General features: G+C 53.5%; 27 protein-coding genes. 3 read left to right on the top strand and 24 right to left on the bottom strand.

Annotation, left to right across the window (positions count from 1 at the left end):
- The first annotated feature begins 8 nt into the window (after window positions 1-8).
- A complete protein-coding gene (locus tag B7444_RS04695; protein ID WP_007283094.1) occupies window positions 9-1,787 on the top strand; it encodes a GMC family oxidoreductase in 1,779 nt (592 codons plus the stop codon).
- Complete coding sequence (locus B7444_RS04690) at window positions 1,784-3,103, top strand: c-type cytochrome (protein WP_007283093.1); 1,320 nt, start codon at window positions 1,784-1,786, stop codon at window positions 3,101-3,103. The genes B7444_RS04695 and B7444_RS04690 overlap by 4 nt, the downstream gene beginning before the upstream one ends.
- Window positions 3,104-3,148: 45 nt before the next feature.
- Here B7444_RS04690 and B7444_RS04685 read toward each other — a convergent pair whose 3' ends face one another.
- From B7444_RS04685 to B7444_RS04570, 24 genes are all read right to left on the bottom strand, one after another.
- A complete protein-coding gene (locus tag B7444_RS04685; protein ID WP_007283092.1) occupies window positions 3,149-4,405 on the bottom strand; it encodes a glycine-rich domain-containing protein in 1,257 nt (418 codons plus the stop codon).
- Entirely contained in the window at window positions 4,405-5,091 is a 687-nt protein-coding gene (locus tag B7444_RS04680) for a hypothetical protein (protein WP_007283091.1), read from the bottom strand. The genes B7444_RS04685 and B7444_RS04680 overlap by 1 nt, the downstream gene beginning before the upstream one ends.
- A gap of 2 nt (window positions 5,092-5,093) precedes the next feature.
- A complete protein-coding gene (locus B7444_RS04675; protein ID WP_007283090.1) occupies window positions 5,094-6,332 on the bottom strand; it encodes a hypothetical protein in 1,239 nt (412 codons plus the stop codon).
- Window positions 6,333-6,377: 45 nt separating this feature from the next.
- Window positions 6,378-7,517 (bottom strand): baseplate J/gp47 family protein, encoded by a 1,140-nt coding sequence (locus B7444_RS04670; RefSeq protein ID WP_007283089.1) that lies wholly within the window; start codon window positions 7,515-7,517, stop codon window positions 6,378-6,380.
- Window positions 7,518-7,559: 42 nt separating this feature from the next.
- On the bottom strand, window positions 7,560-7,919 hold the full coding sequence (locus B7444_RS04665) for a hypothetical protein (protein WP_007283088.1): 360 nt from the start codon (window positions 7,917-7,919) through the stop codon (window positions 7,560-7,562).
- Window positions 7,916-8,542, bottom strand: coding sequence for a baseplate assembly protein (locus tag B7444_RS04660; protein WP_231502854.1), 627 nt, complete (start codon window positions 8,540-8,542; stop codon window positions 7,916-7,918). The genes B7444_RS04665 and B7444_RS04660 overlap by 4 nt, the downstream gene beginning before the upstream one ends.
- A complete protein-coding gene (locus tag B7444_RS04655; protein WP_007283086.1) occupies window positions 8,539-9,600 on the bottom strand; it encodes a hypothetical protein in 1,062 nt (353 codons plus the stop codon). The genes B7444_RS04660 and B7444_RS04655 overlap by 4 nt, the downstream gene beginning before the upstream one ends.
- Complete coding sequence (locus tag B7444_RS04650) at window positions 9,597-9,806, bottom strand: hypothetical protein (protein ID WP_007283085.1); 210 nt, start codon at window positions 9,804-9,806, stop codon at window positions 9,597-9,599. The genes B7444_RS04655 and B7444_RS04650 overlap by 4 nt, the downstream gene beginning before the upstream one ends.
- Before the next feature lie 6 nt (window positions 9,807-9,812).
- The gene (locus B7444_RS04645; protein WP_007283084.1) at window positions 9,813-10,730 is read right to left on the bottom strand and encodes a hypothetical protein; all 918 of its coding nucleotides are present in this window, start codon (window positions 10,728-10,730) and stop codon (window positions 9,813-9,815) included.
- A 17-nt stretch (window positions 10,731-10,747) separates the two neighbouring features.
- A complete protein-coding gene (locus B7444_RS04640) occupies window positions 10,748-11,644 on the bottom strand; it encodes a hypothetical protein (protein ID WP_146911279.1) in 897 nt (298 codons plus the stop codon).
- A gap of 166 nt (window positions 11,645-11,810) precedes the next feature.
- A complete protein-coding gene (locus B7444_RS04635) occupies window positions 11,811-12,131 on the bottom strand; it encodes a hypothetical protein (protein WP_007283081.1) in 321 nt (106 codons plus the stop codon).
- Window positions 12,128-12,553, bottom strand: coding sequence for a hypothetical protein (locus B7444_RS04630; protein WP_007283080.1), 426 nt, complete (start codon window positions 12,551-12,553; stop codon window positions 12,128-12,130). Before B7444_RS04630 ends, B7444_RS04635 begins: the two co-directional genes overlap by 4 nt.
- Window positions 12,554-12,555: 2 nt before the next feature.
- A complete protein-coding gene (locus tag B7444_RS04625; protein WP_007283079.1) occupies window positions 12,556-14,040 on the bottom strand; it encodes a phage tail sheath protein in 1,485 nt (494 codons plus the stop codon).
- A gap of 84 nt (window positions 14,041-14,124) precedes the next feature.
- A complete protein-coding gene (locus tag B7444_RS04620; RefSeq protein ID WP_007283078.1) occupies window positions 14,125-15,099 on the bottom strand; it encodes a hypothetical protein in 975 nt (324 codons plus the stop codon).
- Window positions 15,100-15,111: 12 nt separating this feature from the next.
- Window positions 15,112-15,714, bottom strand: coding sequence for a hypothetical protein (locus tag B7444_RS04615; protein ID WP_007283077.1), 603 nt, complete (start codon window positions 15,712-15,714; stop codon window positions 15,112-15,114).
- Between the two features lie 7 nt (window positions 15,715-15,721).
- Window positions 15,722-16,123 carry a hypothetical protein gene (locus tag B7444_RS04610; protein WP_007283076.1) on the bottom strand — a complete coding sequence of 134 codons (402 nt, stop codon included), beginning with the start codon at window positions 16,121-16,123 and terminating at the stop codon, window positions 15,722-15,724.
- Between the two features lie 45 nt (window positions 16,124-16,168).
- On the bottom strand, window positions 16,169-17,548 hold the full coding sequence (locus tag B7444_RS04605; RefSeq protein ID WP_035729697.1) for a hypothetical protein: 1,380 nt from the start codon (window positions 17,546-17,548) through the stop codon (window positions 16,169-16,171).
- A gap of 80 nt (window positions 17,549-17,628) precedes the next feature.
- Window positions 17,629-18,123 (bottom strand): phage scaffolding protein, encoded by a 495-nt coding sequence (locus B7444_RS04600; protein WP_007283074.1) that lies wholly within the window; start codon window positions 18,121-18,123, stop codon window positions 17,629-17,631.
- Window positions 18,124-18,140: 17 nt separating this feature from the next.
- On the bottom strand, window positions 18,141-19,559 hold the full coding sequence (locus B7444_RS04595; protein ID WP_007283073.1) for a phage portal protein: 1,419 nt from the start codon (window positions 19,557-19,559) through the stop codon (window positions 18,141-18,143).
- 42 nt (window positions 19,560-19,601) lie between these two features.
- Entirely contained in the window at window positions 19,602-20,918 is a 1,317-nt protein-coding gene (locus tag B7444_RS04590; protein WP_186810556.1) for a phage terminase large subunit, read from the bottom strand.
- Window positions 20,899-21,348 carry a hypothetical protein gene (locus tag B7444_RS04585; protein WP_007283071.1) on the bottom strand — a complete coding sequence of 150 codons (450 nt, stop codon included), beginning with the start codon at window positions 21,346-21,348 and terminating at the stop codon, window positions 20,899-20,901. Before B7444_RS04585 ends, B7444_RS04590 begins: the two co-directional genes overlap by 20 nt.
- Before the next feature lie 35 nt (window positions 21,349-21,383).
- A complete protein-coding gene (locus B7444_RS04580; RefSeq protein WP_035729694.1) occupies window positions 21,384-21,815 on the bottom strand; it encodes a hypothetical protein in 432 nt (143 codons plus the stop codon).
- A 116-nt stretch (window positions 21,816-21,931) separates the two neighbouring features.
- Entirely contained in the window at window positions 21,932-22,447 is a 516-nt protein-coding gene (locus B7444_RS04575) for a hypothetical protein (RefSeq protein ID WP_035729691.1), read from the bottom strand.
- The gene (locus B7444_RS04570) at window positions 22,447-22,755 is read right to left on the bottom strand and encodes a hypothetical protein (RefSeq protein ID WP_007283068.1); all 309 of its coding nucleotides are present in this window, start codon (window positions 22,753-22,755) and stop codon (window positions 22,447-22,449) included. The genes B7444_RS04575 and B7444_RS04570 overlap by 1 nt, the downstream gene beginning before the upstream one ends.
- Window positions 22,756-22,861: 106 nt before the next feature.
- Between B7444_RS04570 and B7444_RS04565 the strand changes: the two genes are divergently transcribed.
- Window positions 22,862-23,254: a helix-turn-helix domain-containing protein gene (locus B7444_RS04565; protein WP_016738407.1), complete on the top strand. Its 393-nt coding sequence runs from the start codon at window positions 22,862-22,864 to the stop codon at window positions 23,252-23,254.
- The last annotated feature ends 239 nt before the right edge of the window (window positions 23,255-23,493 follow it).

The following is a 23,493-nucleotide window of genomic DNA, read 5'->3' as shown; positions in this document are numbered from 1 at the left end:
CACAGATCATGACCAAAAAACATGCAGATGCCATTGTTGTTGGCGCAGGCTGGGCTGGCTCCATTCTCGCGAAAGAACTGACGGAGGCTGGCCTTTCAGTCATCATGCTGGAACGCGGTTCGGAACGCACCACTGCCGTTGAAGGCGCTTATCCGGACTCCATTGACGAACTTCGTGGGGCCATTCGCAAACGGCTCTTCCAGAATCTTTCCCAGACGACCGTGACTGTTCGCAATACGATTGAGCAGACAGCCCTGCCCTACCGGCAACTGGCGGCCTTCCTGCCCGGAGAAGGAGTTGGTGGTGCCGGTCTTCACTGGTCAGGGGTTCATTTCCGGGTTTCACCGGAAGATCTGCGCCTGCGCAGTTCAGTGGTGGAACGCTACGGTGAGAAATTCATTCCGGAGGGCATGAACCTTCAGGATTATGGCGTCACCTATGCGGAACTGGAACCGTTTTTTGATAAGGCGGAAAAGGTATTCGGCACGTCCGGTGAGGCGTATCGCGTAAACGGAAAGATCGTCGGAAACGGCAACATCTTTGACGGAGACCGGTCTGACAATTTCCCGCTGCCGGTCATGAAAGATACGTTCACCGCATCAACGTTTCGAGCTGCCGCAACCGAGGCCGGATACCATCCGTATTCCCTGCCAGCTGCGAACGCATCCAGTCAGTATACAAACCCGTATGGCTGCCAGATGGGGCCGTGCAATTTTTGTGGGTATTGCAGCGGATACGACTGCTACCTGTATTCCAAAGCTTCTCCCAATGTGAATATTCTGCCCGCGCTACGACAGGATCCGGGTTTTACGCTGATTTCAGATGCACATGTTCTGCGTGTTGATCTGGATGATACACGCTCCAAAGCAACGGGGGTGACGTATCTGGAAACCAAAACGCAGAAAGAAGTGTCCCTGTCTGCGGATCTCGTTATCCTGAGTGCATTCCAGTTTCATAACGTTCATCTGATGCTGCTTTCGGGAATTGGAAAACCGTATGATCCCATCAGCAATACGGGCACAACGGGGCGTAATTTCGTTTACCAAACCATCACGTCTTCCCGCGTCTGGCTGCCGCCTTCCAAATATACCAATCAGTTTATCGGTGCTGGCGGCGTTGGCGTTGCTATTGATGACTTCAACAGCATGAATTTCGATCATGGGCCGCTGGGATTTGTTGGTGGCTCGCCAGTCTGGGTCAATCAGGCGGGGGTTAAACCCATTGCCGCAGCCATCGGCACAGGTGGTGGTGGCACGCCACGCTGGGGCTCAGCCTATAAAGGCGCCCTGATTGACACATACAAACACTCGATTGGTATTGATGCTCATGGTAGCAACATGGCCTATCGGGACGTCTACCTGGATCTGGACCCGACCTGGAAAGATGCCTATGGGCAGCCTCTCCTGCGAATGACCTTCACCTGGAAAGACAATGATATCCGGATGAACCAATATGTTGTCAGCAAGATTGAACCCATTGCAAAAGCAATGGGAGCAACAAAGGCCAATCTTGTTCATCTGAACGCGGGCCAGCCGTTTGATACCCGCCACTACCAGACAACGCATCTTGGTGGCGGTGCCGTCATGGGGACTGATCCTAAAACCAGCGCCCTCAATCGCTATCTGCAAAGCTGGGATGTTTCGAACGTCTTTGTTATCGGATCAAATGCCTTCCCACAGGGAATGGGCTATAATCCGACAGGCATGGTCGCAGCCCTTGCGTACTGGGCGGCCTACCACATTCGTACAACCTACCTGAAATCCCCGGGACCACTGGTACAGGCATGAAGATCTTCCCATTCCTGGCCTTTGCCGGTGGCATATTTGCTCTGAGCCATCACACAGCGTCTGCCAATGATGACAAAACGGCCCTTATAGAAGAAGGCCGGTATCTGGCAGCAGCGTCTGATTGTGCAGCGTGCCATTCAATCAAAAATAAACCGGAATATTCTGGAGGTGTATCTTTTACACTTCCTGTTGGTACCATTCATTCCACAAACATCACGCCAGACATGGAACACGGCATCGGCAAGTATACCGAAGCTGAATTTGGTCGTGCGTTACGTGAAGGAATCCGCCGGGATGGCTCTACACTCTATCCCGCAATGCCCTATCCGTCTTACGCGCGTCTGACGGACCATGACGTTCACGCTCTCTACACATATTTTCATGAGGGTGTTTCCGCAGCAGCCATTCCCACTCCGGAAAATGGTGTCCGCTGGCCTTTCTCGATGCGCTGGCCGCTCATGTTCTGGCGATGGGCATTTTCTCCTGCCCCGGCAAAAGCGCAGGAAAAGACCCTGCATGAATTTGCAGATGCCCAAATGGCAAGAGGAGCCTATCTTGTAGAAGGTCCTGCCCATTGCGGAGCCTGTCATTCTCCTCGCGGTCTTGCCATGCAGGAAAAAGCTCTGACCGCGTCAGACGGCACGTCTTACCTTGCCGGCGGAGCCATGATCGACGGGTGGATCCCAACATCTCTTCGTCAGGAAAATCGGACAGGTCTGGGGCGATGGAGCGAACAGGACATTGTCGATTTCCTGAAGACCGGTCGTAATATGCAAGGCGAGAGTTTCGGCGCGATGACGTCCGCCATTGTGCACGGCACACAGCACCTGACGGAGTCTGACCTGCATGCCATGGCAAAATATCTGCAAGCACTTCAGCCATTTGACCGGAATCAAACCAACTGGGTCTATGACCCGACTGCAACCATTGCGCTTCGCAAAGCCGATGTTTCTGCACGCGGTGCAAAACTGTACGTAGATAACTGCGCCGCCTGCCACCGCACAGATGGCAAAGGTTATCCAGCTGTTCTCCCGCCTTTGGCGGGAAATCCTGTCGTAATGGGGAAAGATCCGGCGTCTCTGGTTCATGTTGTCCAGACTGGAGCAACGTTACCAAAGACAGAGGCAGCCCCATCTGCCTTTACGATGCCCGATTTTATGCATCGTCTGAATGATCAGCAGGTTGCTGATGTTGTGACGTTCATCCGTCACGCCTGGGGCAACAACGCTTCCGCAGTGAACGCGGAAGACGTTGCGAAACTTCGGAAAGATATGCCACCGCGGAATATGGCGGACGGCGAAATTTCCATAAACTAACAATAGCCGGGGGACGGATAAAAAACGCCCCCCATAGGCTATATATTACGGCAAAAAACGATACATCACGCAACCCGAGAAGCCTGAGCCGCCTGCAGTCGGGGTTCCCTCCACAGCCGCAGAATACGAGCCGCCACCGCCCGCACCAAAACGGGTTCCGTCGCGGCCAACCTGATTACCGCAACGACCACCGCCACCCCATGGGCCGTCCCCGCCATAACCTGCAAAGGTAGAGGCATTACTCTGCCCGTCTCCTCCCCAGCTCCCGGTCTGATTCCAGATCGTCCCTCCGGATGCAGTGCCACCGTCACCACCAGCTGAGCCTGTGGTGTCATAGAAAAACCCGCCATGACCTCCACTGGCTTGCAGAAGGGTCTGGCCGTTGTAGCTGACCAAGGATGTTCCTCCAGTCTGCTCTGAAGCCCCTCCACGCCCGATCGTGATTCCCAAAGCCCCACCGCTGGTAGGGCTAACGCCATAGATACCCCAAGCGTCACCGCCGCCACCGCCGCCGGCACCGGAAAAAGATCCGGTCAGCAGCGTAGAGCTGGACGATGCGCCACCACCACCTCCTCCAATCACACGGAGCTCAACACGCGTCGCCCAGGTTGGTATGGAAAGAGACGTATCATTCGCCACAAGCTGCATTGGTTCTGCGATTGCACGCAGCAATGTCTGCGTCGCCAGTTCGGGAATGGTTGGCCAGAATGCCTGCCCCGGCTGTGGCTGTACACCGGCAAGCGACGTGACCCCTTGTGGAACCGTCAGCGTATAAAGCGGAACCACTGTGCCGCCCATTGGGGCCGCAGGCGCATCCGTTGCTATAACGAAAGACATTCCAGCCCAGCGACGGGTAGGAAGCACGTCGCCACTGTTGTTTAGTCCTGCCTGCGTCTGGGAAGGATTAGCCGCGTTGAAAAATGCAAGAACCGTCTGATCAATATCCTGCTCGGAACAGATCGCGAAAACCGTGTAGCTTGCACCCGTTCCGGGCACAGTAACCGTCACCGCCGTATCGCTGGAATACTGACACGTGGTTTGCGTCGGGTCAGCACGATAGCCGCCACCGCCCCCCCCCAGAGGAGCGGCATCCATAACTCCCGGAGCCGTAATGGAGCCGGCACCAATCGTTACAGCCAACGAGGAAGAGGAAGGCGTACAGGCAAGTCCGGATGCTGCAACAATACCCCGACCATACAGCATGTCAGACATATGACCGATTGCGGCCTTGCCATACTTTCCTACGCGCAGAAGGTCCGTATCCAGGGGGATAGACCCCGCATATACAATCGCCCGATCCATTATTGCTCCACCCGAACCCAGCCCGTTATGCCACTGGCTGCAGTCCGTTCAATCACTTGATAAATAACCTGTATGTCAGAAGCCTGCCCCAAGGCAGTCTCCAGAAAAAACTGCCCGCCCGACTGACTTCCATACCGGAAGCCGGCGCAGCCATATCCAACACCGCCACCACAGGACGGCGATGCAAGAGAAGCCTGCGCATGACAATCTGCCGCGTTCAGAGGCTCGATAATGACAGGTTCGACACCCGTAACAGCAAACAAAGCGTCCCTGACAGCCTGCCGGGTGTTACGCGGGGCCACCAAGGAGCCCACAATACGTGCGCGATAGTCATCGTCGCTTTCAGAAGCCCGTCGCGGCAACCCGTCCACGCCGAAATAGTCTGCGGCAAGCATATCCAGAAAAGCATCGCTCATAGTCGCCAGCCGCATCTGACGCCGACACTTCTCCATCAGTGTCCAGATACTGGCGAATACGGTCGAAAAACCTGTCAGAATCGCCACAAGGACAGGGGCTTTTTCCTCTTCCAGCCCCTGAGGAGGAGCTGGAAACCAGCCGGCGGGAAGAAGCGAACGCAACCGAGCAGCAAAATCTTCAACAGACCCCGGCACAGGCCCGGTATCCAGAAGAGCTTTTCCATCCGTAGCCTGAAGAACAAGGCCTTCCTCGTCATAGAGTCTGGCCATAATCAGCTTCCAGCCTGCGCCGGACTCATCAGCGGAATACGATAATCGGATCCATTGATGTTGATATGGAGAAATCCACCGTCAACCGTTGTCGGCAGGGTCGCACCCGCCCCACTGACGGGAGACGACATTTGCAATTCGCCACCATCTGCCGGAAAAAGTCCCAGATTGGCCGATCCGTTCTCTCCCCGCTGAACATACAGGCCGGCCGCCTGGCTTCCTGCACCAGCCTGAACCTGAAGAGCGTTATTAGGAGCGGCCATACTCCCGACTGAAAAGAGCGTCTGACCTTCAATATTACTGAAAAGAATTTCGTTATCGATGAAATCCTGACGGACACCCTTTGCGCGCTCCGTGACCGTGGACCGTACAAAAGCGCCAACATTATTGCCCGCCACCCCGGAAACGACTTCAGGAGTGTGCCACTCCATGGCATGATTACGAGCCAGAGAAAGCGCTGACGCATAGCCCTCATCTGTTCCGTCAGTCCCACGAAGAGATGTTGCGCCGAAGACAATTCCCGTCTGCCATGCATTCGGGTTCGAAACAAAAACCATGCCCGCCGCAGCATCTGACGTACCGGTGGTCTGACCTCCACCCGCACCGAGCTGAATCCCATAAACGCCTCCGCCTACATTCGGCGCGTAAGGGTTGGATTGACCTATGGCCAGCCCACCAAAGTTGACGGCTTCCAGTTCCATCACGAATGTTGGCTGATAATTTACACCAGCCAGACGCCATGCCTCTCCGTAATAGGCATATGCAGTCGTGGTGGTCGGCGTAGAGGTATCGTCAGCGACACCCCATGCAGCCACACCGATCGAACTTGGCTGAAAACCAAGCATTTCCGGCGCCGTTTTTGCATCTGACGTGCGGGATGCCGCGACAAAAGCACTATTCCCATACTGCGCAACAGACGCACACTGCGCATCCTGTAGCGCCCACGGCCCAATAGACGTTTCACCCATTGTCCGAGACAGCCAGTCATTCTTTGAAGCCGCTTCACGGTCACTCAGTCCAGGATTGGCGGCGGCGTCCCCAATCAGCACACGGTCTGAAAACCGGCTGATTTTCGCGCCTTTGTCTTGGTAAAATTCTCCAGTCGGCTTAGAAACCGCAGGGGCGCCAGCAATCTGGGATGCCGTTGCCGTAACAGTGTGCTGACCACTAGAATCTGCCAGGACGAGAACCTCGTTTCCGGTCAACGTTTCAAGTTTTGGATATCTATTAAAAACAGGCATAGTCTTCCCTATCCTCCGCAAATATTCATGCCGGAGGCCCGTCTGTCAGTTTTGAATGACGCTGATCTGAATACTGCCAACTGTCAGAGCCTGATCGCCGTTTGCCGGAATATCCAACTGACTGCCGTTAAGGCGCACATCAAGAACGGACGTAACCGTCACGCCTGCTCCCACATAGGCCAGATAGGATAGCCTGCTATAGGCATACCCACTGCCCACAGTCCTTCCTGCAATATCCTGCGTAATTGCATCCTGGATTGCTGTAATAGCCTGCTGTGTTCCCACCGATGCCGGTACAACAACTGTCATGGAAACATTCAGGACCAGAAGAGAAGGCGCTCGCACACCAAATGCAACACCAAGCGCCCTAACCTCATCTACAGTGTCATACACCTGCGTCAGTAACTGGTCGGAAGGAACACCGCTGCCATCATTCAAAACAACAGTAAAATATCCAGAACGTGCAGTATCATCCACTGCCAGCCCGTCACGCAGGGAATATGACAGACCTGTCTGAACACCCAAGACAGCGTTTCCCACAGCGGCTCTACTGGCCGACGCTTTCGCGGCCAACCACAGAGGAAAGCGAGCCCGAAGCTCTGCATCCGTTTCCTGATCCGAGCCATTCAGAAACGCCGCAGGGTTTGTAACCGTATCAATACCTGAAATGGCAGTACCCATCAGACAGATCGCCCCAATCGGAACATTGCCGATCGCGCCAGCAGTCTGGCACCGAACCGGAACCGAAATATTCTGCACGCCTGCCGCGCGAACATAACCCCCAGCCGTTTCAGACCAGACTGCAAGCGTACTATCCTTCACAACACTAAAAGACAGGCCAGAAACCGTGCGGACAATCGTACCAGGGACCACGACAGCCGACTGTTGGGATGGCGAAAACGACGACATGGTGACCATCCCGGTAGAAAATGTGCCCGGAAGACGTGACATCCCGAAATCCTGGACGAAACTGTCACAATCCTCTGCGGTACACGTCGCCAAACGGGTCCGAAGCAAAGTCTGCAACACCAGATACTGTAACCACAACCCGATGCCGCCTACGCTTTCCATCAATGCGCGAACTGGCGAACCAACAGAAACATCCAGCAGCTGCGTACAGGAAGATTGCGCCGTTACCACCGCGGTAGAAACCGTTGTGGCAAACGAGCGAAGAGAAAGAGACATTACATCCTCCAGAGGCACCTGACTGAAACAGGCACATCTTTTTTACGAAGAAAAATCCAGGGTTTGCTGTTGCCCGGTGTCCGCATCGACATAGGAAATCCTGCACAGACACACACCATTAGCGTCCGCCCTTGCATCGACCTCAACAGGGGAATAGGGATCCACACCTGCATCTTTCTGAACCTGAGCCCGGATTTCAGCCTGCATCACAGAAGGAACGACGACATCCCCAATCATGCCCTGCAAACCAACGCCATAATCAAGCTGCCAGATATAATCACCAGAATTGGTCAATAACCGTCGCAAAAGACGTTGCCGAATCTCTTCCGAACCAGAAACGACAGAAAGTCCACCACTTTCCAGAAGCAGGTCACCACCATAGAAATGCCCGATGGAACTCATCCTCTCGGCCCTCCCGTGGACTGCGTTCCCACAAAATGAATATGATTATTCAGTGAATGCTCAGCTGTTTGGACGTCACCAGAAGAGACCTTCAGGCCATCTGCAGACAATACGGCTTTCACGCCCCCAACCGTCAAAATAATCTGATCCTGAGAGATAACGAGATTTGAATTTCCAGCTCCAAGGGTCACAGCTTGCCGCCCGATCTGGCACCAACCTGCCTGTGCATTTTCCTCCATGGAAGACGATAAAGCGTTGCCAGCAGGCGGTTTGCCACACCCGGCACGGATCAGCATTTCTCCCGGTTGGATAATACTTCCGTCCAAAGGCGACACAGGCGCTGCCACAACAGTGTCGAAGACCGATCCAATAGCAACCAGATGCTCTGCATCGCCTTCAATCGGAAGTAAAACAACATGCGTGCCAGGTTCAGAGGGACAGGCGATCCTGAGATCTCCAGCTTGCACCCCTCCGACATCCGCAATCCAGCCAGTTTCAATATCGTCAGGTTGAATTTTAACCTTGATCGCGTGGTTGACAGGGTCAACAGCAGACACCACCCCAAAAACAGCATGTGCGCTTCTATTAACCAGTGCCGCAGTAGCCATTTGCCCGTGAGTCATGCCTCACTCCCCCGTCTGCGTAACACGACATGCTGCACAAAACCCTCTTCCAGCGAAAATCGTGACACGACCTGATCAACTCCAAGAATTTCCGCCTGTCCTGATGCAATCCGCATGAATTGACGCGGTTCAAGCCCGATCAGGCCAGGCATCGAAACACGTGCAGACACGGCGTGAGCAGCTATTCGTTCGTATTTTCCACGGGCCAAACGCCGCAGATCTTCCACCCTACGGCCCGGAACCCTAAAGCTATGAAGCGTTTTCGTTGTTACAGGTGTATTCTCAGAAAATGTTTTTCCATCGTAATATAAATGAGTGCTGTTACGCTGCCTTGAATCCCAGGAGGCAAGATGCACTATGATCCCGGAGGACAATTGCAAATCTCGAGCAATATCTGTTTCGAAAACAATTCCACATGCGTCGATGACGTTTTGTTTGTAGCCCGAATTCTGCATCGGCTGACACACAAGTGTCGTCCCATCCACGTACAAATCACAAAGCGCTTCCCGTGCAACAGAAAACGCCAGATCGGCCGCCGTCTGGAAGCGGTGCTGAGAAAGAAAAGAGCCACGCTTATGCTCGATCTGCCAGAACTGACCCAACATACGATCAGGCATATCTGCAGGAAATGACACTCGGGTATCTAGGCCGGCAGCCTCAGCCAATACGGACAGAAGATCAGATCCAGTATGATTCAACCATGCATCCTGCACACGCAGATCAACCAATCGCGCCAGAGCATCTCTGCATTCCATCTCAACAATGGAGGATTGCGAAAGAATGCGCACATGATCTACGCGTCCCTGAAAAATCGGGGTCCACTTCGTATTGGATGCTTTCAGATCCCGAATTTCCACAGACACCCATGGACTTGCCGTATTGCCACTTTCAAACCAGAAGGCAGAGCCACTTTCGGCAATTTCACCGCGAACAAAAGTCAGAATAGCAGTGTCACACGCTTCATATCGGTGAGAATCAATTTCAAATTTCTTTAAATACAATACAGAATTTTCTATTCCGTCCCACAGGATACGAACCTCTAGCTGACGATCTGTCATTGCCCCACGTCATCAGGAAGACCTGACGAACTCTCCGATACAATTCCTGGAATTTTCAGAGTGAGAACTGTTTCAACCCACCCCAGATCAGGATCACTCAGTCCATTGAAATCCGCGATCCGCCACCATTGGCAGGCGTCACCCAGTTCTCGCGCAGCAACATCAAACAGGGAAATATCCGCCGAAGTTACGATAATATCTTTCATGAATCCTCACGAATGAACTGCCGGCGTTTGTGCAGTAAGCCCCAGGGCCTGTCCGACAGACGCATTCGACCGATTGATCAGCCCGCCGACGTCTGCCCCCACACTCTGTACAGCGGCATTTCCAACAACAGCGGAGAGAGAAGAGGCACTCTCGACCTGGATATTTTCAATATTTTGACCAGAGACTTGGAGTGCCGACATCAACCCTTGCCCAGAAATACTGAGTTGCCGCGACAAATTATCCAGAACTGTTGACGCTCCCGCCAGATTCGTAACGCCCTGACTTAGAGCACTTGTTGTGGTAAGTGCATCACTGACTTTGGCAAGAGAGCCACCGGCACCCACCAGCGTGCCCAAAGGCATGACCTGACCGACAATCGAGGCAAGCTGTCCACTTTCGACGAACAAACCGTCAGATACGTCAGAAATAACGCCACTCAATTGAGCCAAACCACTGCCAACATCGCTTCCCAAAACATTCGCAAGCGTATTTCCAGCATTTGCAGAACTAACACTTTCCGCTGGTCTCTCAAGAGTCAGCTCATATGAGCAAAGCGCACCTTTCGCTTCATAAGAATAAACGAAGCGTACAATCCAGACCTGCAGTGCAATGCCAGCCGCAGAAAACGCAACAGGCGTGCCACGAACACGCATTTTCTCAATTGCCTGAGCCCGCGCCTGTGCATTCGGTCCAAGAAATTTACCTGTGAGTTCCAAACGCCCCGGATCATTGCCCAGCGTATCAACAACACGCCCCCCACCAGGCAGCCGATGAACTACCATCATCTGTCGACCACCGACCTGCAGACGGTCCGGCACTTCAATACCTGTGAGCACCAGTTCCCCAAGCATGACAGGTGCCGTTGCTCCTAACCGCCCGGCAGAGCCAATGGCATTTTCAAGTGCAGAGAGCGTCAAGCCCATCCATGCTCTCCTTTATTTCAACTCATTCCGATACTTTGACCGGGATATTGCGGGAATCTGAGCTCATCTACGCCTCCGTGTCCCTGACGCGTCGCAAGTCTCAAACTTCGCTCTGGATCGTGTCGCTCGAATATTCCACCACGTGATTTCGAGGAGGCACGCCCCACAGCGTCAAAAAAAGAATCTTCTTTTACCATTTGATGCTGACCATTCTGATCCTGCATCAGATTTTCTGAGATCTTTTTTCTTTTCCCACCAGAAGGCACCACACTGTTCGGCAGCTTGCCGTTAACATTCCGAACAGAGTTACTTCCCGGCGTCTTCAAACGAATAAGATTGTTTTCCTTGAACCCAGAAATTATTTTCCCATGCTGATGGGAAATTGTATTTCTGACAACTCCTATCGCAGAAGCACGCGCAGCCCCCTTTGCTTCATGTTTCCTAGGTCGCCATACGTCAGAAAGATGCTTAAATGTCTTCCGAAAAATCGGAGTATTTCTACCATTAACAACCGAAGAAACCGAACCTGCAGTCGGCTTTACTGGCCGCCGTGCCTCTGGCGATACAGGATTTTTGAAAAGCTTTTCTAATAATGACCGCTCCGCCTTAACGCCTGCTCTCCTGTAGGTCGCCCTACTCCGCGCGTCCTTCTTCCCCCCTCCAAGAAAAGCATAAATATTATTATTTTTTAGAAAACTCTTATCCCGATCCCCGGCCGTCAACATTTTTCTTACACGTGCCATTTCTGAAGAGATGCTCGGAGGAGATTTTTCATTGATACGGAAGGATGTCCCAAATCGCCTACGTAGCGGCACAAACGAGGCTACTGAACCTGCTGAGCGCGCCCTGAAAACATGCCGGGTCACTGGTAGATCAAACTGAAATGCCCCAATCCGTAATTTGTCTGTGCGCATCTCTATTCCCGATACTGCCTTCGGCTCCAGTCAAACACATGCCCATCGCGCTCCGCGGTAATAATGCAAGCTGCCATACGCCGAGCCCGCGACCACGATTTCAGGATATTCCAAGGCACTCCATGATCCAGAAGATAAAGCATCTCCTGAAACACAGAGTGCCCACTCAGTTTTTTGCTGTAGCCACCACAGCCTCTTCGTCCTGTTCCTGCTGGAAAAGAGGGTGAAGAGCCGCTACTCCAATTTTGCCCAACCGACGCGCCAGTTCACGAATTTCTCCCTTGGTCCCTGGCATTTGCACAGGAACCCCGTCAATCGCCGTGACAGAGCAAATCATTTCTGCATATCCAAGCCACGTGGCCGCGGCAGGACCATTTACCGCCGAACCTGCGGCTTCAATCAGATCCAGCATATCTGCCGGATCAATTTCTTTCAGAGCCAGACAACGCCCATCCGAGAGAGATACGGTTTCGGGAAGTGCACTCACGAAATTTTCGTCCTTGTAGAAGCAAAGAACTGAACCGTCTGGTGAACCATCTGGTCAGATTGCCACGCATCATTTTTCAGCTTGATGGAAATATTCGTGTATTCCCAGGTGCTGGTCGTTCCGTCCGGTTCCGTCACGTACTGATAAATCGTACCACTGCCGACCGTACCCGCATTCCAGTAAGCAGCCTCAATCGCAGCCACCAGATTATCGAGCGCAGCACTTGCCCGGGCAATCTGAAAGGAGCCTCTCCAGCCATTTGGAACATTAAATTCCACGGGCATTCCGTTAAGCGGACTGGCACGCAGAGCATGTGTCTCCTGCGACGCCCCGAAAGACGTCACATCCCGAAGATCAACGCGCTGCCCGTTCCACAGAACCGTAATCCGGCAATCCCGGCCAATGCTGTATGGATTTGCCATGCTCAGATGCTCCCGCCTGCAGACGTCACCGTCACGGATGTGCCCCCCTGCAGGTTCACCACAAATTTCTCGTTGATCCCCTGATAACGCACAGCAACGTCCGCCTGCACGTAGCCAAGTGCTGTCCGTGTCTGAGGATTATTGGAACTGTCACAAACTACACTGTAAGGCAGTTCACCGTTCTGAACACCCAGAATTCCCTGAGACAGCAAAGACGACAGAAAACCGAGAAGCGTCGAGCGAATATCCGAAAACAGCGTGTCATTCACAACCTGGCCAACATAAGCCCCCATTCCACCCGCCAGAGAGGATGCAATATAATTGGTCAGTCTCGTGTAGTTATCGCCATTTACAGTCGCCTTGCTCGATGCATTATGCCCACAACGCACAGCCCAGTAGGAACCGCCCGGCGCAGGGTTGCAAATAACATCAATCCCCGCAGTAAACAGCGTGGAAAGCTCTGCCGTAGAATATGTTGCGCTACTGCCGCTCAGGCCTGATTTCTGGCTACCAACAATCCCCGCCAGTGCCTTATTGAGACTTGACTGCTCAGGCGAAAGCGCAGCCAAAATTCCTGCCGAAAAAGCCTGCGGGCTGACAAGCATCATTCCATTAACGTCATCATTCCACCACAGCCAGTCACCAAACATCAGCTTAACGGCAGATGAATCCAGCCCACTGGCAGCTTTGACTGACACAGCATTCGTCACGTTATCGTAAGAAGGCCCCGTAGCAATCATATACGTCCCTTCTCCAAGGCCAAAAGCGGCTTGGGAAGAATAAGACGCGCTGTCGGTAACACCGTGTAGAAGCGCTATCGCACATCCCTGTCCTCTCAGGGCATACATACCCGTTCGAACGATGTCATCTTTCCCCAGAAAAGACGAAACAGAAGGTGCTCCACCATCCAGACCACCCGACAAAGTCACACTACCAACCGCAATATCAGGAACCGTTTCTGGCAAATGCACAACAATCAGAGCTGACAGGTCCTGCTCAACAGCCGCCGCAAGTGTTGACCAGTTACTACCGGCATAACTGGCAAACCCCAACACAGGATGGGAAACCGCCAGCGCATATCCCGCCCCTGTTGCACTGACAGTCGCAATAATACCATTGCCCGCCGTGCCCGTATGAACAGCCTGAAGCGATACATCACCAAAACTGCCAGAGGCCGCTACATCCGTCCCATCCGTAACACGGACCACCACGAAAGAAGACGCCCCCTGCATGGCAGCAATATTCACAGCCAGACCTGCATCAGTCACAGCATTCTGTTTTGCGCCAAATGCCGCAAGGTAATCACTCATTCCCCCCACAGGCACAGGTGAGCCCACAGGGCCCCACCCCGCAGTTCCCACAATACCAAGCTTGGAGGAAGACGCGCCTGTAAGTCCAAGTGTCTGTGGCTGTGCAATCTGCACATACAGATTAGGCACCGTCAGTGCCGTCGTATTCAGCGTACCCGCCTGATAAACCAGAGACATCCGCCGGTATTTCTCCCACAATAAAAAAAGCCTTCTGCTCCAGGTCCGGAACAGAAGGCTTTTCCAATTAAATTCTTTTGCTTTTCAGTCTGTCGAACTGACAACCGTACCAAACTGATTCAACGCCATTCCTGGATATTCAGAACGGGCAGACACAGAAACCGCCGCAGCAGCCATCGCCTCCAGCGCCCGCGTCACAACGTCTTCCTCCGATGCAGGTGCGATGGCACCAAAGCCAACGTCCTGCCCCCCGGCGTCAATAGTCCCTACCCCAAACATCATGTCAGCCGCCCACTGGGTCTGGAGCGTGTCGAAAATCAGCTCATAGAGATAATCCCGGCGATAAACTGCCTGATTCTGCATGGCATCCACATCTTCAACACCCACAAACTTCAACTGCGCCTGTCGGCCATCCAATGTCGAGATCCAGCTTTTCTCCGCAAGAGCCGTATCAAGAACTAGCCCAATTATATCCCGAACACTGGCATCCGCGGTCCAGACTGAAACACGATACAATTGACTCTGCCGGCGGCTAACCCGAACCGACTCCCCATATCCGACAACGTTTCCCAGAACCGAAACACCCGGCACGCTAACGAGCGCCCCCTCTACAGTCCCATTCGGCAACTGATCCGCCAAAGCAGCAGCCACACTTTCTGCTGTATACTGTGCTGTCACCGCATAAGCAGCTGTCGTCTGAAGAGCGCCTTCATACCAAAGGCCAACAACCCCTGAAGGAGCCAGACTTTCCGGAAAAACAATCTGGACAGATCGCCCTTTCTGAAGAACGGAAACAGTCGGCAGAATACGCGCCTGAACCTGCCACGGACGTCCCAGAGGTTCCGGTACGGTCGCGCCCTTCCGGGCAGACATCGTAACGGTTACGAAATCAGTATGATTTCGAATATTCTGAGCTGTAAAAATATCACTCGGCAAAAGCCAGCCTCGCCGAATAACGGCCTGCCGTCCGGTAATGGAGGGTTTTTCCAGACCGTCCGGATACAATATTCCCGCACAGACATACGCCAGCGCCTGGCTCATCTGAGAGGCATCCGCCATATCAATTTCCTCTCAGATCTGCTGCAAAGACATCGTGCAACGTAAACCCCAGTCAGATATTTCAGCAGTATTCACCGTGTAGGTTACATCAAGATCTGTCGTGACCGTCATGTACGGCTGAAGCATGACACCAGAAAGAAGTGGCAGATACATGACGAATTGACCAGGTTTCACCGAGCCCGGAACGCCACTCCCCGAACCCTCTCCTTTTGACCTCAAAACAATTGCAGCAGGACAATCCTCAACAACATTTCCCTCTGTTCCGATCACGCCACTGACCTGTACAACCCGACTGCATGCAACACACAAGGGCGGCCTCAAATCTTCAACCACCGCTACAAAAAACGTTTTCCCAGCGCATGTCAGAATGTCCCCGACCAACGTATCATCCCGTCGATCCGTCAGAACATATTCCATAACCTTGCCCCAGCCAGGAACGCGGGAAAATGAAAAAGAAACATCCGCGTCAAAAGCCAGCGTTGGATGGGCATAAACATCCTGCATCGGCTCTAACGGGTTATCAGGCCGATACTGCACACCTGTCTGTCCCAAAATACCCGCTGCTTTTGCATGTCCTTTACAGATCCTTGATGCAATCAGTTCCAGATGCATCATGCCTCCTTCAAATCACTACGGCACGACCATCCTGCAGCTCCAGACCACCCGTTACGCCAAGAAACGCACAGAGACGACGCCTCCAGAGCGTAAAAAGCGTCATCCGGTCCCGCAATTCATGACCATTGTGATACCAGCTCGCAGCCTGCGCCGTATCCAGATTGTCCGAAGCTCCAAGAAGAGCCTTTTCAAGAGGATAAAGCTGCAACAGATAAAGCCGGATCTGCTGAAGCTCTGCGCCCGACAGGTTCCCCATACGCCATTCAAGCGCTCCCTCAACCTGAAAGAAGCGCCAGGATTCCTGTCCTGTCTCCCGAGATCCGACCGCCGGATACCCGCAAAACCTCCGGACATCCATTTTCTCTCCTTCCGTCAAAGGAGCAGAAGACAGACTTGCCGTTCCAGACATAATTTTCCCCTGACCTGAAAGGCCCCATGAGGCCCCAGTTCATTTTCAGAACGTCATACCCAGCGCATCCGTGCCAAGACTCTCAATCACGACACCACGCTTCAGATAGCTGTTGGTCGCTGTCGGAATGACATTCGTATCCGCCGTCACATCCGTCGGAAGCGCAAAACCACCAATCCAGTACCAGGACTGCGCAATGATCTGCCGCAGACGATCCAGCGGCTCACGGGTCACCATCGCCACACCATCAACCATCTCAATCAGGGCCCGATCAGCATCTGGAATATCGGAATGACCTGTCAGCGCACAATCGCCCTCAATCAGCGCCCCTTGACCCAGAAGCAGCGCACGATGGATCGGCCCTGCCCCCAGCGAAAGCTGCTGAGGCGCTTCAGTCGTCGGAATGAAACGAACGCCCAGAAGTTCAATCACCTGTCCAGAGCGATACTCTTCCGAGCCATACGCACCACGGTAAAGATGCTTGAAGTCATCATCGCGGAATAGCGACAGAAGCTGAATATCATCCAGATAACAGTGATACGCACCATTGATCATCGGCACGTTATTCCGGCGCAGTGTCGCAACACCGGCAAGAACCTGTTGAATACCAAGCGTATCTGCCAGACCGCTCGCGCTTGCCGTCTGAAGCGCCGCCGTCGTCAGGCGACCGTTAGGGCGAATCACTTTCGGCGCAGTTGCCGCAACCACAGGCTGACCCAGAGCACCATCGGAAACAGAAACGCTGCCGGAGAACGTCATCTGCCCGGAAATGCCACCCGGAGCCGTAGAAATATTGGTCGCATCCGCCACAACCCGGACAAGCGTATAAACATCAGAGCCAACCGTGACAGTCATGCCATTGCTGGATCCGATCAGCGTCACCTGACCATTGACAATAACCGACTGGAACCCACGGATATCATCAACCTGAATGGTATCCCCCTCTGCATCCAGCGCAATATTGACACGCGTATTACCACCCAGATAACCGCCAACACCGTTCTGAGCACCACCAAAAAGCGTATTACGCGCCAGACGATCCAGAGACTGCATGGCCTGAACACCATTCGTATTGGCATTGGCCAGGAACTGGGACGCAATTCCGACGCCACTCGTGACCATGTTCAGATCAATCGTGTCACCATACTGATTGATCGAGAGCGTGTATTGCTCAACAGACCAGCCGGCAGGACTCATCCCGTTATCAAAATTGGTATTTCCGGTTGGGTTGAGCGGTGTTGTAACGGGCGCCTTCAGGCTCTTGCGCGTTTTGGTCAGCGTCTCACCAATCGCGTTCGGAAAAACCTCCCGATCTGCAACCTGACGGAAACCAAGACGGGATTTCAAACCGTTTTCAAACTCACGGGCCAGAAAGCCCTGCTGAATGGCGGCCTGAAGCTGAACTGGGAAATTATCAATGCTCATTAATTTCGTTCCGTAAATATTTATGGAAAATTTCCGGCAGAATTTCACCGGCCACAATCAATCACTTCACACCAGAGCCATCAGGCTCCGGCTAGAAACTGCCATTTGCGAGCTTCGTAGTCGGAATCTGTCGCAGACCGGGCATTAAATGCTTCAGCTTCACCTGGCTTAGGCGCAGGGTGACCAACCGTCGTTCCGCTGGAATACCCAGGGCGCACCAGATCACCAAACAGATAGGCACGGTCGTTCCGGGTTCGCTCCAGAACTTCCGTCACCCCCACAACCGTGCCGTCGTCATTGCGACTAACACCTTCCATATTAACCAGACGCACAACATCATCAGGATTATGCGCGCCCATCCGAATGGCTTCAGACCGCAATGCAGCGATCATGACGTCATGATCACTTTCCCGCTTCACACGGGAAATGACCTCTTCATGCGTACGCTGAAGCTCCTCCTGTCTGGCCTCAGCATCCGCCATGGCCTGACGAACGGATTTCACTTCGTCCATCGCCTCAGCAAGCGCCTGACGAAGTCCTTCCACATCTTCGAGAGTATTTTCAGACCCGGACATTTTCTCTCCGCTCAATCTTATACGCCATCCAACGCAACCCAGTTTTCAAGAAGCCGCCATTCCGTCCCGGGATCAGAATTCCCAGACGCCGTCGCATACATCCTGACGGCCGTCTCCCGGCTCAGAATTCCATTCGAAACTGCCGTCACAAGCCCCTGCGCCAGAGACAGAAGCTCAGGGTCCGTCGCCGGGAACCAGGCAGGCCACCGCAACGTCATGCGGCAGTAAGGCAAGTCCTTCACCAGAACACCGCCCAGACGCAGACCATTTTCCAGAACACAGGAGAAACGACACGCCATCCGATAAATGGCCAGCAATCCACTCTCGCCATAAGAATGGCGCAGCCGATCCACCAGCCAGATCAACGGCTGGCACATCATCTCCATAGCCTTGCCAGACTGCACGCCCGAAATCCGGTCGCCATGCGCCCGGTTGCCATGAAGCTGCTCAAGCGCAATTTGCCGAAGCTCTCGGTAATGCTCGAGCACCGCCCCCGCCGCATTGCCATTGATCTCAAGCAGCTTGGCATCACCTTCAGGTGGCAACGTCAGAGCGGAAGACGCTCCTCCCTGATGCGCCACACCTTCCGAAAATCCACCCGTTTTCAGAACCAGCGTCGGATCGGAACCATATTTTAGTCCGCGGCCCGCCTGAGACAGCAGATAATCTGCCTCGATAACCGTATCAATCGCTCGCTCAAACGTGCATTCGCCTTCCGGATCCTGCCCCTGACGACCGCCAAGATTCCGGATCCAGACAATCGGAACAAACCCCAGCCCATGACGAACGGACCGACTCTCATCCCGCACGCCTCCCTCCATCCCCACAAGCCAGGGAACGGACACAACGCAATCCATTGGCGTCCAGATCCGCTGCCACCAGAACTGAGCACCCAGAAGGTCTTCGCCAATCGAATACCCCTGCACGGCCAGATCACGCCCCCTAACCAGGAAACGCTCTTCCACCCGCAGCAATTCTCCACTGACATCGTCCCAGAACGGCGTCAGATACGCCGTATCCAAAACTGAGAGCTTCGGCACACCGGCTGAAACCTCAAAAAGAACCGCCACCGAACCAATCGAACCAACAGTCGCAGCTTCTAACATCAAAGATGCCAGCCGCGTCTGAGAGGCAAAGACCCCCATCGCATCTGACACCCGAGTGTCATCAGCAATCAGGCTAGGCCAATGCGTATCTCCGAACAGCAATGAAACAGATTCATCAACAACAGTTCGACAGAGATTACTTCTTACGGACGGACGTCTGTTAGAAAGCGGGATGTACTCTCCCGCTCCCGATCGCTCCATCGAGAACGGGTGCGGCAAAGCATCATACTGCGTACCATCCAGAACACGTCTCAACGCCAACAGGCGCGCAGTCCGCGCAGACGCACCCGTCGGCACGGCATACCGCCGCTGCAGGGACAACCAGTCCATGAGTTCTCCAGTGCTAAAGCCCACCTGAAGCCCGAAGGCTTTTCAGCGCGCCAACGAAAATCCTGACGGGCTCCAGCCCGTCACACCGCTGCTGCCAGACAGCATCAGTTCACTCAGCCCCCAGACCATCGCGTCCGCACGATCCGGAGACCTGGAACCACGATATCCACTGACCGAGAAATGACAGAGCTGATCCTCAAGCGCTTCAAAACGCCCATGATGAACCACCTTGCCAATTTCATAGAGTGCCGCAACCGGCTCGGCACGTGCCGCTTTCCCGCGCGCGGCCGTCACTAATCGTACCGGCGCATGAGCCCGCACACTTCGAATTGTATTTTCCACCAGAGCACCACCAAAGTTGCGCTCGGCTACAATGCGTTCGGCCCGCCAGTCATCAAGTGCATGCAAGGCACGAGCTGCCCACCCCGCCGGACTATCCCGCGCCGACAGGTCTTCCAGCACATGCCCGACACCGTCAGCATCTACCCCGCAAACTACAATTCCGATTTCATCAGAGCGATAATCTTCAGGCCCAGACGCACCCGAAGGATCGACAGACACCAGGATCCGCCGCATCCGACACGCAATATCCATCCGGCTACTTGCTGTAATCGCGGCTTCCCGTCGAAACGAGTCAATACGCCACAACGCACCTTCAACCGCCGCCTGATATTCCCCGTGAAGAAAACGCCGCCTCTCACGTTCCGGCAACGCTTCCAGTGCCGCAATATATTCTTCTCCCAGATTATCCTTATTGGAATGAGGGTTAAGAATCATCGTATCGTATAAAGAACGATCCCCTATCGGTTCACCCGATTTCGGCTCAATTCCCATTTCGAACAACGCATAAAGCCAGTGCCCAACACTTGGAGGATTGGCATCAATATATTCTCGGTTCACAAGACCGGACTTCTGGGCCAGACGCGTCAGCAACATATTCCGCGCGCCATAACTGATCTGGCTCGCTTCGTTCAGATAAACTGTCGAAAATTCAAGACCGAGGATTTTTTCAGTCCTCTGCTCATCGTCCAGACCTCCAAAAAAAATTGTCGATCCATTCGGAAAGGTGACGATGTTTTCCTGTCGCGCCAGCTTCCAGCTAACTTGTGGAAAACAGAGCCGCATGACCTTTGGGAACGTGTCCCGCAGAACAGATGCTCTAAGAGCCGTCAGTCGATGACGGAAAATCCCATGCCGACTTCCGGAAGCTTTCAAAGCCCGAATGACAACCGCCCGGATCAGAACAAATGTCTTACCGGACCTCGAACCCCCTCTCAGCAAAATATGACGAGCTGGCCCTCCCAAAAGTCGAACAGCATCACGCTGCGCATCATTCAATCTAAAGGACGCTGTCGTCATAACTGATACTGATGGAAATAGGCGCGGCAGGAACTTCATCATGCGCCGCCCTGAAACGCGATGGACGATGTGCCTTCAACAGAAACGCCATCAACCCATCACTGTATTTTTTCCTGACAAGCGGATGACCCGTCTCCGGATCGCAAACAACCTTGCCAGCATAAGTAATCGGTTCGTCATACCCCTCTAAAGCACGACGCCTCGCTTCAGCTTCCAACACATCGGCTGCATCCTCCAGCGCATCCTCCCACTGAGACGCAAAAGCCGCATCTGTTTCTTTCCAATGATACAGCGTGCTTCTCTGAACCCCGGCAACACGACCAGAGTCAGAAACATTTCCACTTTTCGCCAGATGCTCCAGAAACCGCTCCTTACGCCGACGTGCACGCCCATTCCGTCCGCGCAGTCCGTCAGTCTGTGTTTCGTTCATCTGCTCATATCCCCATACGGTCTCATATTTGACCGTCAGCCCATGTGCAGGCGTTCCTCACGCCGACTGCTCATCGAACATCCATCAAACCAGACCGCCGTTGTTTTCCCCACATGACGGGGTTTCGCTCGGACCTTGGATGAAGGCACACTCTCCTGAAAACGATGTTTCCACTCTCTCTGAGCCATCATCCTGAGACGTTTCACCGTAGCCTCATCAACACACCCAATAGCCCTGAGAGAAAGGACCTGACGCTGACAGGGAATAGCCCGGCAACGAACGTCCAGCCGCCTCAAACCAGCATCCACAAGTTCATGCCATTCGAGACTATGGTCTGCACGATGAAGCGCCTCATCCGCAGACACCAATGGACAGGCAATTACGTCAGGCCCTTCATCCCACAAAACAATCATTGTTTGTCGCCCGGAAAGAACAACCGCTCCGGGAACGATATTAAATCGTTCCATTCCAATAAATTCTTCCAAAGAAAAAGGCCAACCCAAAAATCGGATTGGCCTTACAAATAAAAATAATTCAATGTACGTTTTTTATAAAATAATCGACCGCAGATTTCAACAACTTTTTAACGATAATTCTTTTTTATATTTTTATATACATGAACAAGCTGCTCCAGAAGAAGGGCGCACTGAGCTGATACCTTCATTCTCCCCCGACCTTCGGATATCCCCGGATACAACTGACGCGCCATAGCCGAGAAAGACATTTCACGGGCTAACAGCATCTCCAGACGGACATGTCCGCACAGTCCCAACATCTCCCTGATCTCGGAAATACGAGCAGAACACTTCCCGCGCCCCATCATCCAGGTATGAACATCCCCTTTTTCCCGAAAACGTCCATCCGAGGGGCGCTCTTCCACAACTCCCAAAGTTGCGAACAGATATTCCCGATACCAACGATCAGCGACAGAAACTTCGTCATCCCCAATATCGCCCGCATCATACATGGACTGAACCGTGTTCACGACACGAGCAACACCATTACGGTCCTGAAACTCATGGTGTTGGAGGCGCTCTAAAGTCGGCCGCACATTCACCGACTCCTCACGCGGCAAAACCTCGCGAATCAAAGTATGCATCAGTGGATATTTTCCCAGGCTGAAGACACACCCATCGGGGTCAAGGCAGGAAACGCCGGCGCCAGATCCGAGCCCCACAAAGCCTTCCAGCTGACCGGATGACCGGGAGGAAGCGCCTCTGCGCTCTCACGATCGACAACCTGCCGCTTCTCCGTACCACCTGAAACTTTGGAGATCTTCCGTCCCTTGCCAGCAGATTTCTTGCGCGCTGTTTTCTGCATCGGCTGCCAGCCATCAGACGCCAGTATCGCAGCAATCGCACTCGCAGAAATCCGACGCGGGATCTGGCCTTCTTTAATTTGCCTCATTATCAATTCCTTTACGAAGAAAAACCATTCCGTGGCAAAATGCCACAAATCGTAAGAAAAAAAACTTCTTCTGGATTTGGCATAAAGCCATTGCTAAAAAGGCCACATGGCCAAACACAAGCGCTCGGACTCCCTGACTATCCTCCAGCGAGCCATCGGAACACGTATCGCCTGGGCCCGGGAACTCGTCATTCCCAACCAGAGCGAGTGTGCCCGGCTTCTGGGGGTAGATGCCTCCACCCTCAACAAGATTGAGCGTGGAGATCGCGCACCCAGCGTCTTCCTCATTGCCGCTCTCTCGAACCGGTTGCGCGTCTCGACTGACTTCCTCCTGAAAGGCGTCCTGAACGGTCGAACCGACGAAGAACTGGCCTTGCGACTGGCTGCCCTGCACCCAGAGTTGGTGCTCCAGCGGCAAGACATGGCTCCAGACACGGACAAAAACACGACTTTTGGCATACCTGATCAGCCCAAGAGACCAGACGAGGATCTGCATTGATGGTATCTTCGCTGACTTCAACGCGCATTCGAACGCTCCCCCATTCGTCATGGTGCAATACGCTTGCACCAGCGATGGAATGAACCAATCAGAAACGTTTCCAGATCTCAGCGAAACACTACGCATCAACCGGCCCCCTTCCTTCCTCAACGACCATCCCCACGACAACCGCCGATTAACGATAAATTAATGGCAATATGCCACTGGGTCAAGGAGCAAATATGGCTCTTTGCCATTGA

This window comes from Gluconobacter thailandicus F149-1 = NBRC 100600, from assembly GCF_000964465.1.
GTDB classification, from domain to species: Bacteria; Pseudomonadota; Alphaproteobacteria; order Acetobacterales; family Acetobacteraceae; genus Gluconobacter; species Gluconobacter thailandicus.
This window is presented reverse-complemented; position numbering and strand designations above follow the sequence as displayed.

Bases quoted from the DNA above. Each gene is read 5' to 3' on its own strand.
- B7444_RS04570 (WP_007283068.1), bottom strand. From the start codon at position 22,755: ATGAGGCAAATTAAAGAAGGCCAGATCCCGCGTCGGATTTCTGCGAGT.
- B7444_RS04600 (WP_007283074.1), bottom strand. From the start codon at position 18,123: ATGTCCGGGTCTGAAAATACTCTCGAAGATGTGGAAGGACTTCGTCAG.
- B7444_RS04680 (WP_007283091.1), bottom strand. From the start codon at position 5,091: ATGGCCAGACTCTATGACGAGGAAGGCCTTGTTCTTCAGGCTACGGAT.
- B7444_RS04645 (WP_007283084.1), bottom strand. From the start codon at position 10,730: ATGGGCTTGACGCTCTCTGCACTTGAAAATGCCATTGGCTCTGCCGGG.
- B7444_RS04665 (WP_007283088.1), bottom strand. From the start codon at position 7,919: ATGAGTTCCATCGGGCATTTCTATGGTGGTGACCTGCTTCTGGAAAGT.
- B7444_RS04685 (WP_007283092.1), bottom strand. From the start codon at position 4,405: ATGGATCGGGCGATTGTATATGCGGGGTCTATCCCCCTGGATACGGAC.
- B7444_RS04575 (WP_035729691.1), bottom strand. From the start codon at position 22,447: ATGCATACTTTGATTCGCGAGGTTTTGCCGCGTGAGGAGTCGGTGAAT.
- B7444_RS04615 (WP_007283077.1), bottom strand. From the start codon at position 15,714: ATGATGCATCTGGAACTGATTGCATCAAGGATCTGTAAAGGACATGCA.
- B7444_RS04585 (WP_007283071.1), bottom strand. From the start codon at position 21,348: ATGAACGAAACACAGACTGACGGACTGCGCGGACGGAATGGGCGTGCA.
- B7444_RS04630 (WP_007283080.1), bottom strand. From the start codon at position 12,553: ATGGCAAATCCATACAGCATTGGCCGGGATTGCCGGATTACGGTTCTG.
- B7444_RS04660 (WP_231502854.1), bottom strand. From the start codon at position 8,542: ATGACTCACGGGCAAATGGCTACTGCGGCACTGGTTAATAGAAGCGCA.
- B7444_RS04620 (WP_007283078.1), bottom strand. From the start codon at position 15,099: ATGGCGGATGCCTCTCAGATGAGCCAGGCGCTGGCGTATGTCTGTGCG.
- B7444_RS04655 (WP_007283086.1), bottom strand. From the start codon at position 9,600: ATGACAGATCGTCAGCTAGAGGTTCGTATCCTGTGGGACGGAATAGAA.
- B7444_RS04565 (WP_016738407.1), top strand. From the start codon at position 22,862: ATGGCCAAACACAAGCGCTCGGACTCCCTGACTATCCTCCAGCGAGCC.
- B7444_RS04590 (WP_186810556.1), bottom strand. From the start codon at position 20,918: ATGACGACAGCGTCCTTTAGATTGAATGATGCGCAGCGTGATGCTGTT.
- B7444_RS04610 (WP_007283076.1), bottom strand. From the start codon at position 16,123: ATGTCTGGAACGGCAAGTCTGTCTTCTGCTCCTTTGACGGAAGGAGAG.
- B7444_RS04695 (WP_007283094.1), top strand. From the start codon at position 9: ATGACCAAAAAACATGCAGATGCCATTGTTGTTGGCGCAGGCTGGGCT.
- B7444_RS04675 (WP_007283090.1), bottom strand. From the start codon at position 6,332: ATGCCTGTTTTTAATAGATATCCAAAACTTGAAACGTTGACCGGAAAC.
- B7444_RS04625 (WP_007283079.1), bottom strand. From the start codon at position 14,040: ATGTCTCTGGTTTATCAGGCGGGTACGCTGAATACGACGGCACTGACG.
- B7444_RS04640 (WP_146911279.1), bottom strand. From the start codon at position 11,644: ATGCGCACAGACAAATTACGGATTGGGGCATTTCAGTTTGATCTACCA.
- B7444_RS04580 (WP_035729694.1), bottom strand. From the start codon at position 21,815: ATGGAACGATTTAATATCGTTCCCGGAGCGGTTGTTCTTTCCGGGCGA.
- B7444_RS04595 (WP_007283073.1), bottom strand. From the start codon at position 19,559: ATGGACTGGTTGTCCCTGCAGCGGCGGTATGCCGTGCCGACGGGTGCG.
- B7444_RS04670 (WP_007283089.1), bottom strand. From the start codon at position 7,517: ATGTCTCTTTCTCTTCGCTCGTTTGCCACAACGGTTTCTACCGCGGTG.
- B7444_RS04690 (WP_007283093.1), top strand. From the start codon at position 1,784: ATGAAGATCTTCCCATTCCTGGCCTTTGCCGGTGGCATATTTGCTCTG.
- B7444_RS04605 (WP_035729697.1), bottom strand. From the start codon at position 17,548: ATGAGCATTGATAATTTCCCAGTTCAGCTTCAGGCCGCCATTCAGCAG.
- B7444_RS04650 (WP_007283085.1), bottom strand. From the start codon at position 9,806: ATGAAAGATATTATCGTAACTTCGGCGGATATTTCCCTGTTTGATGTT.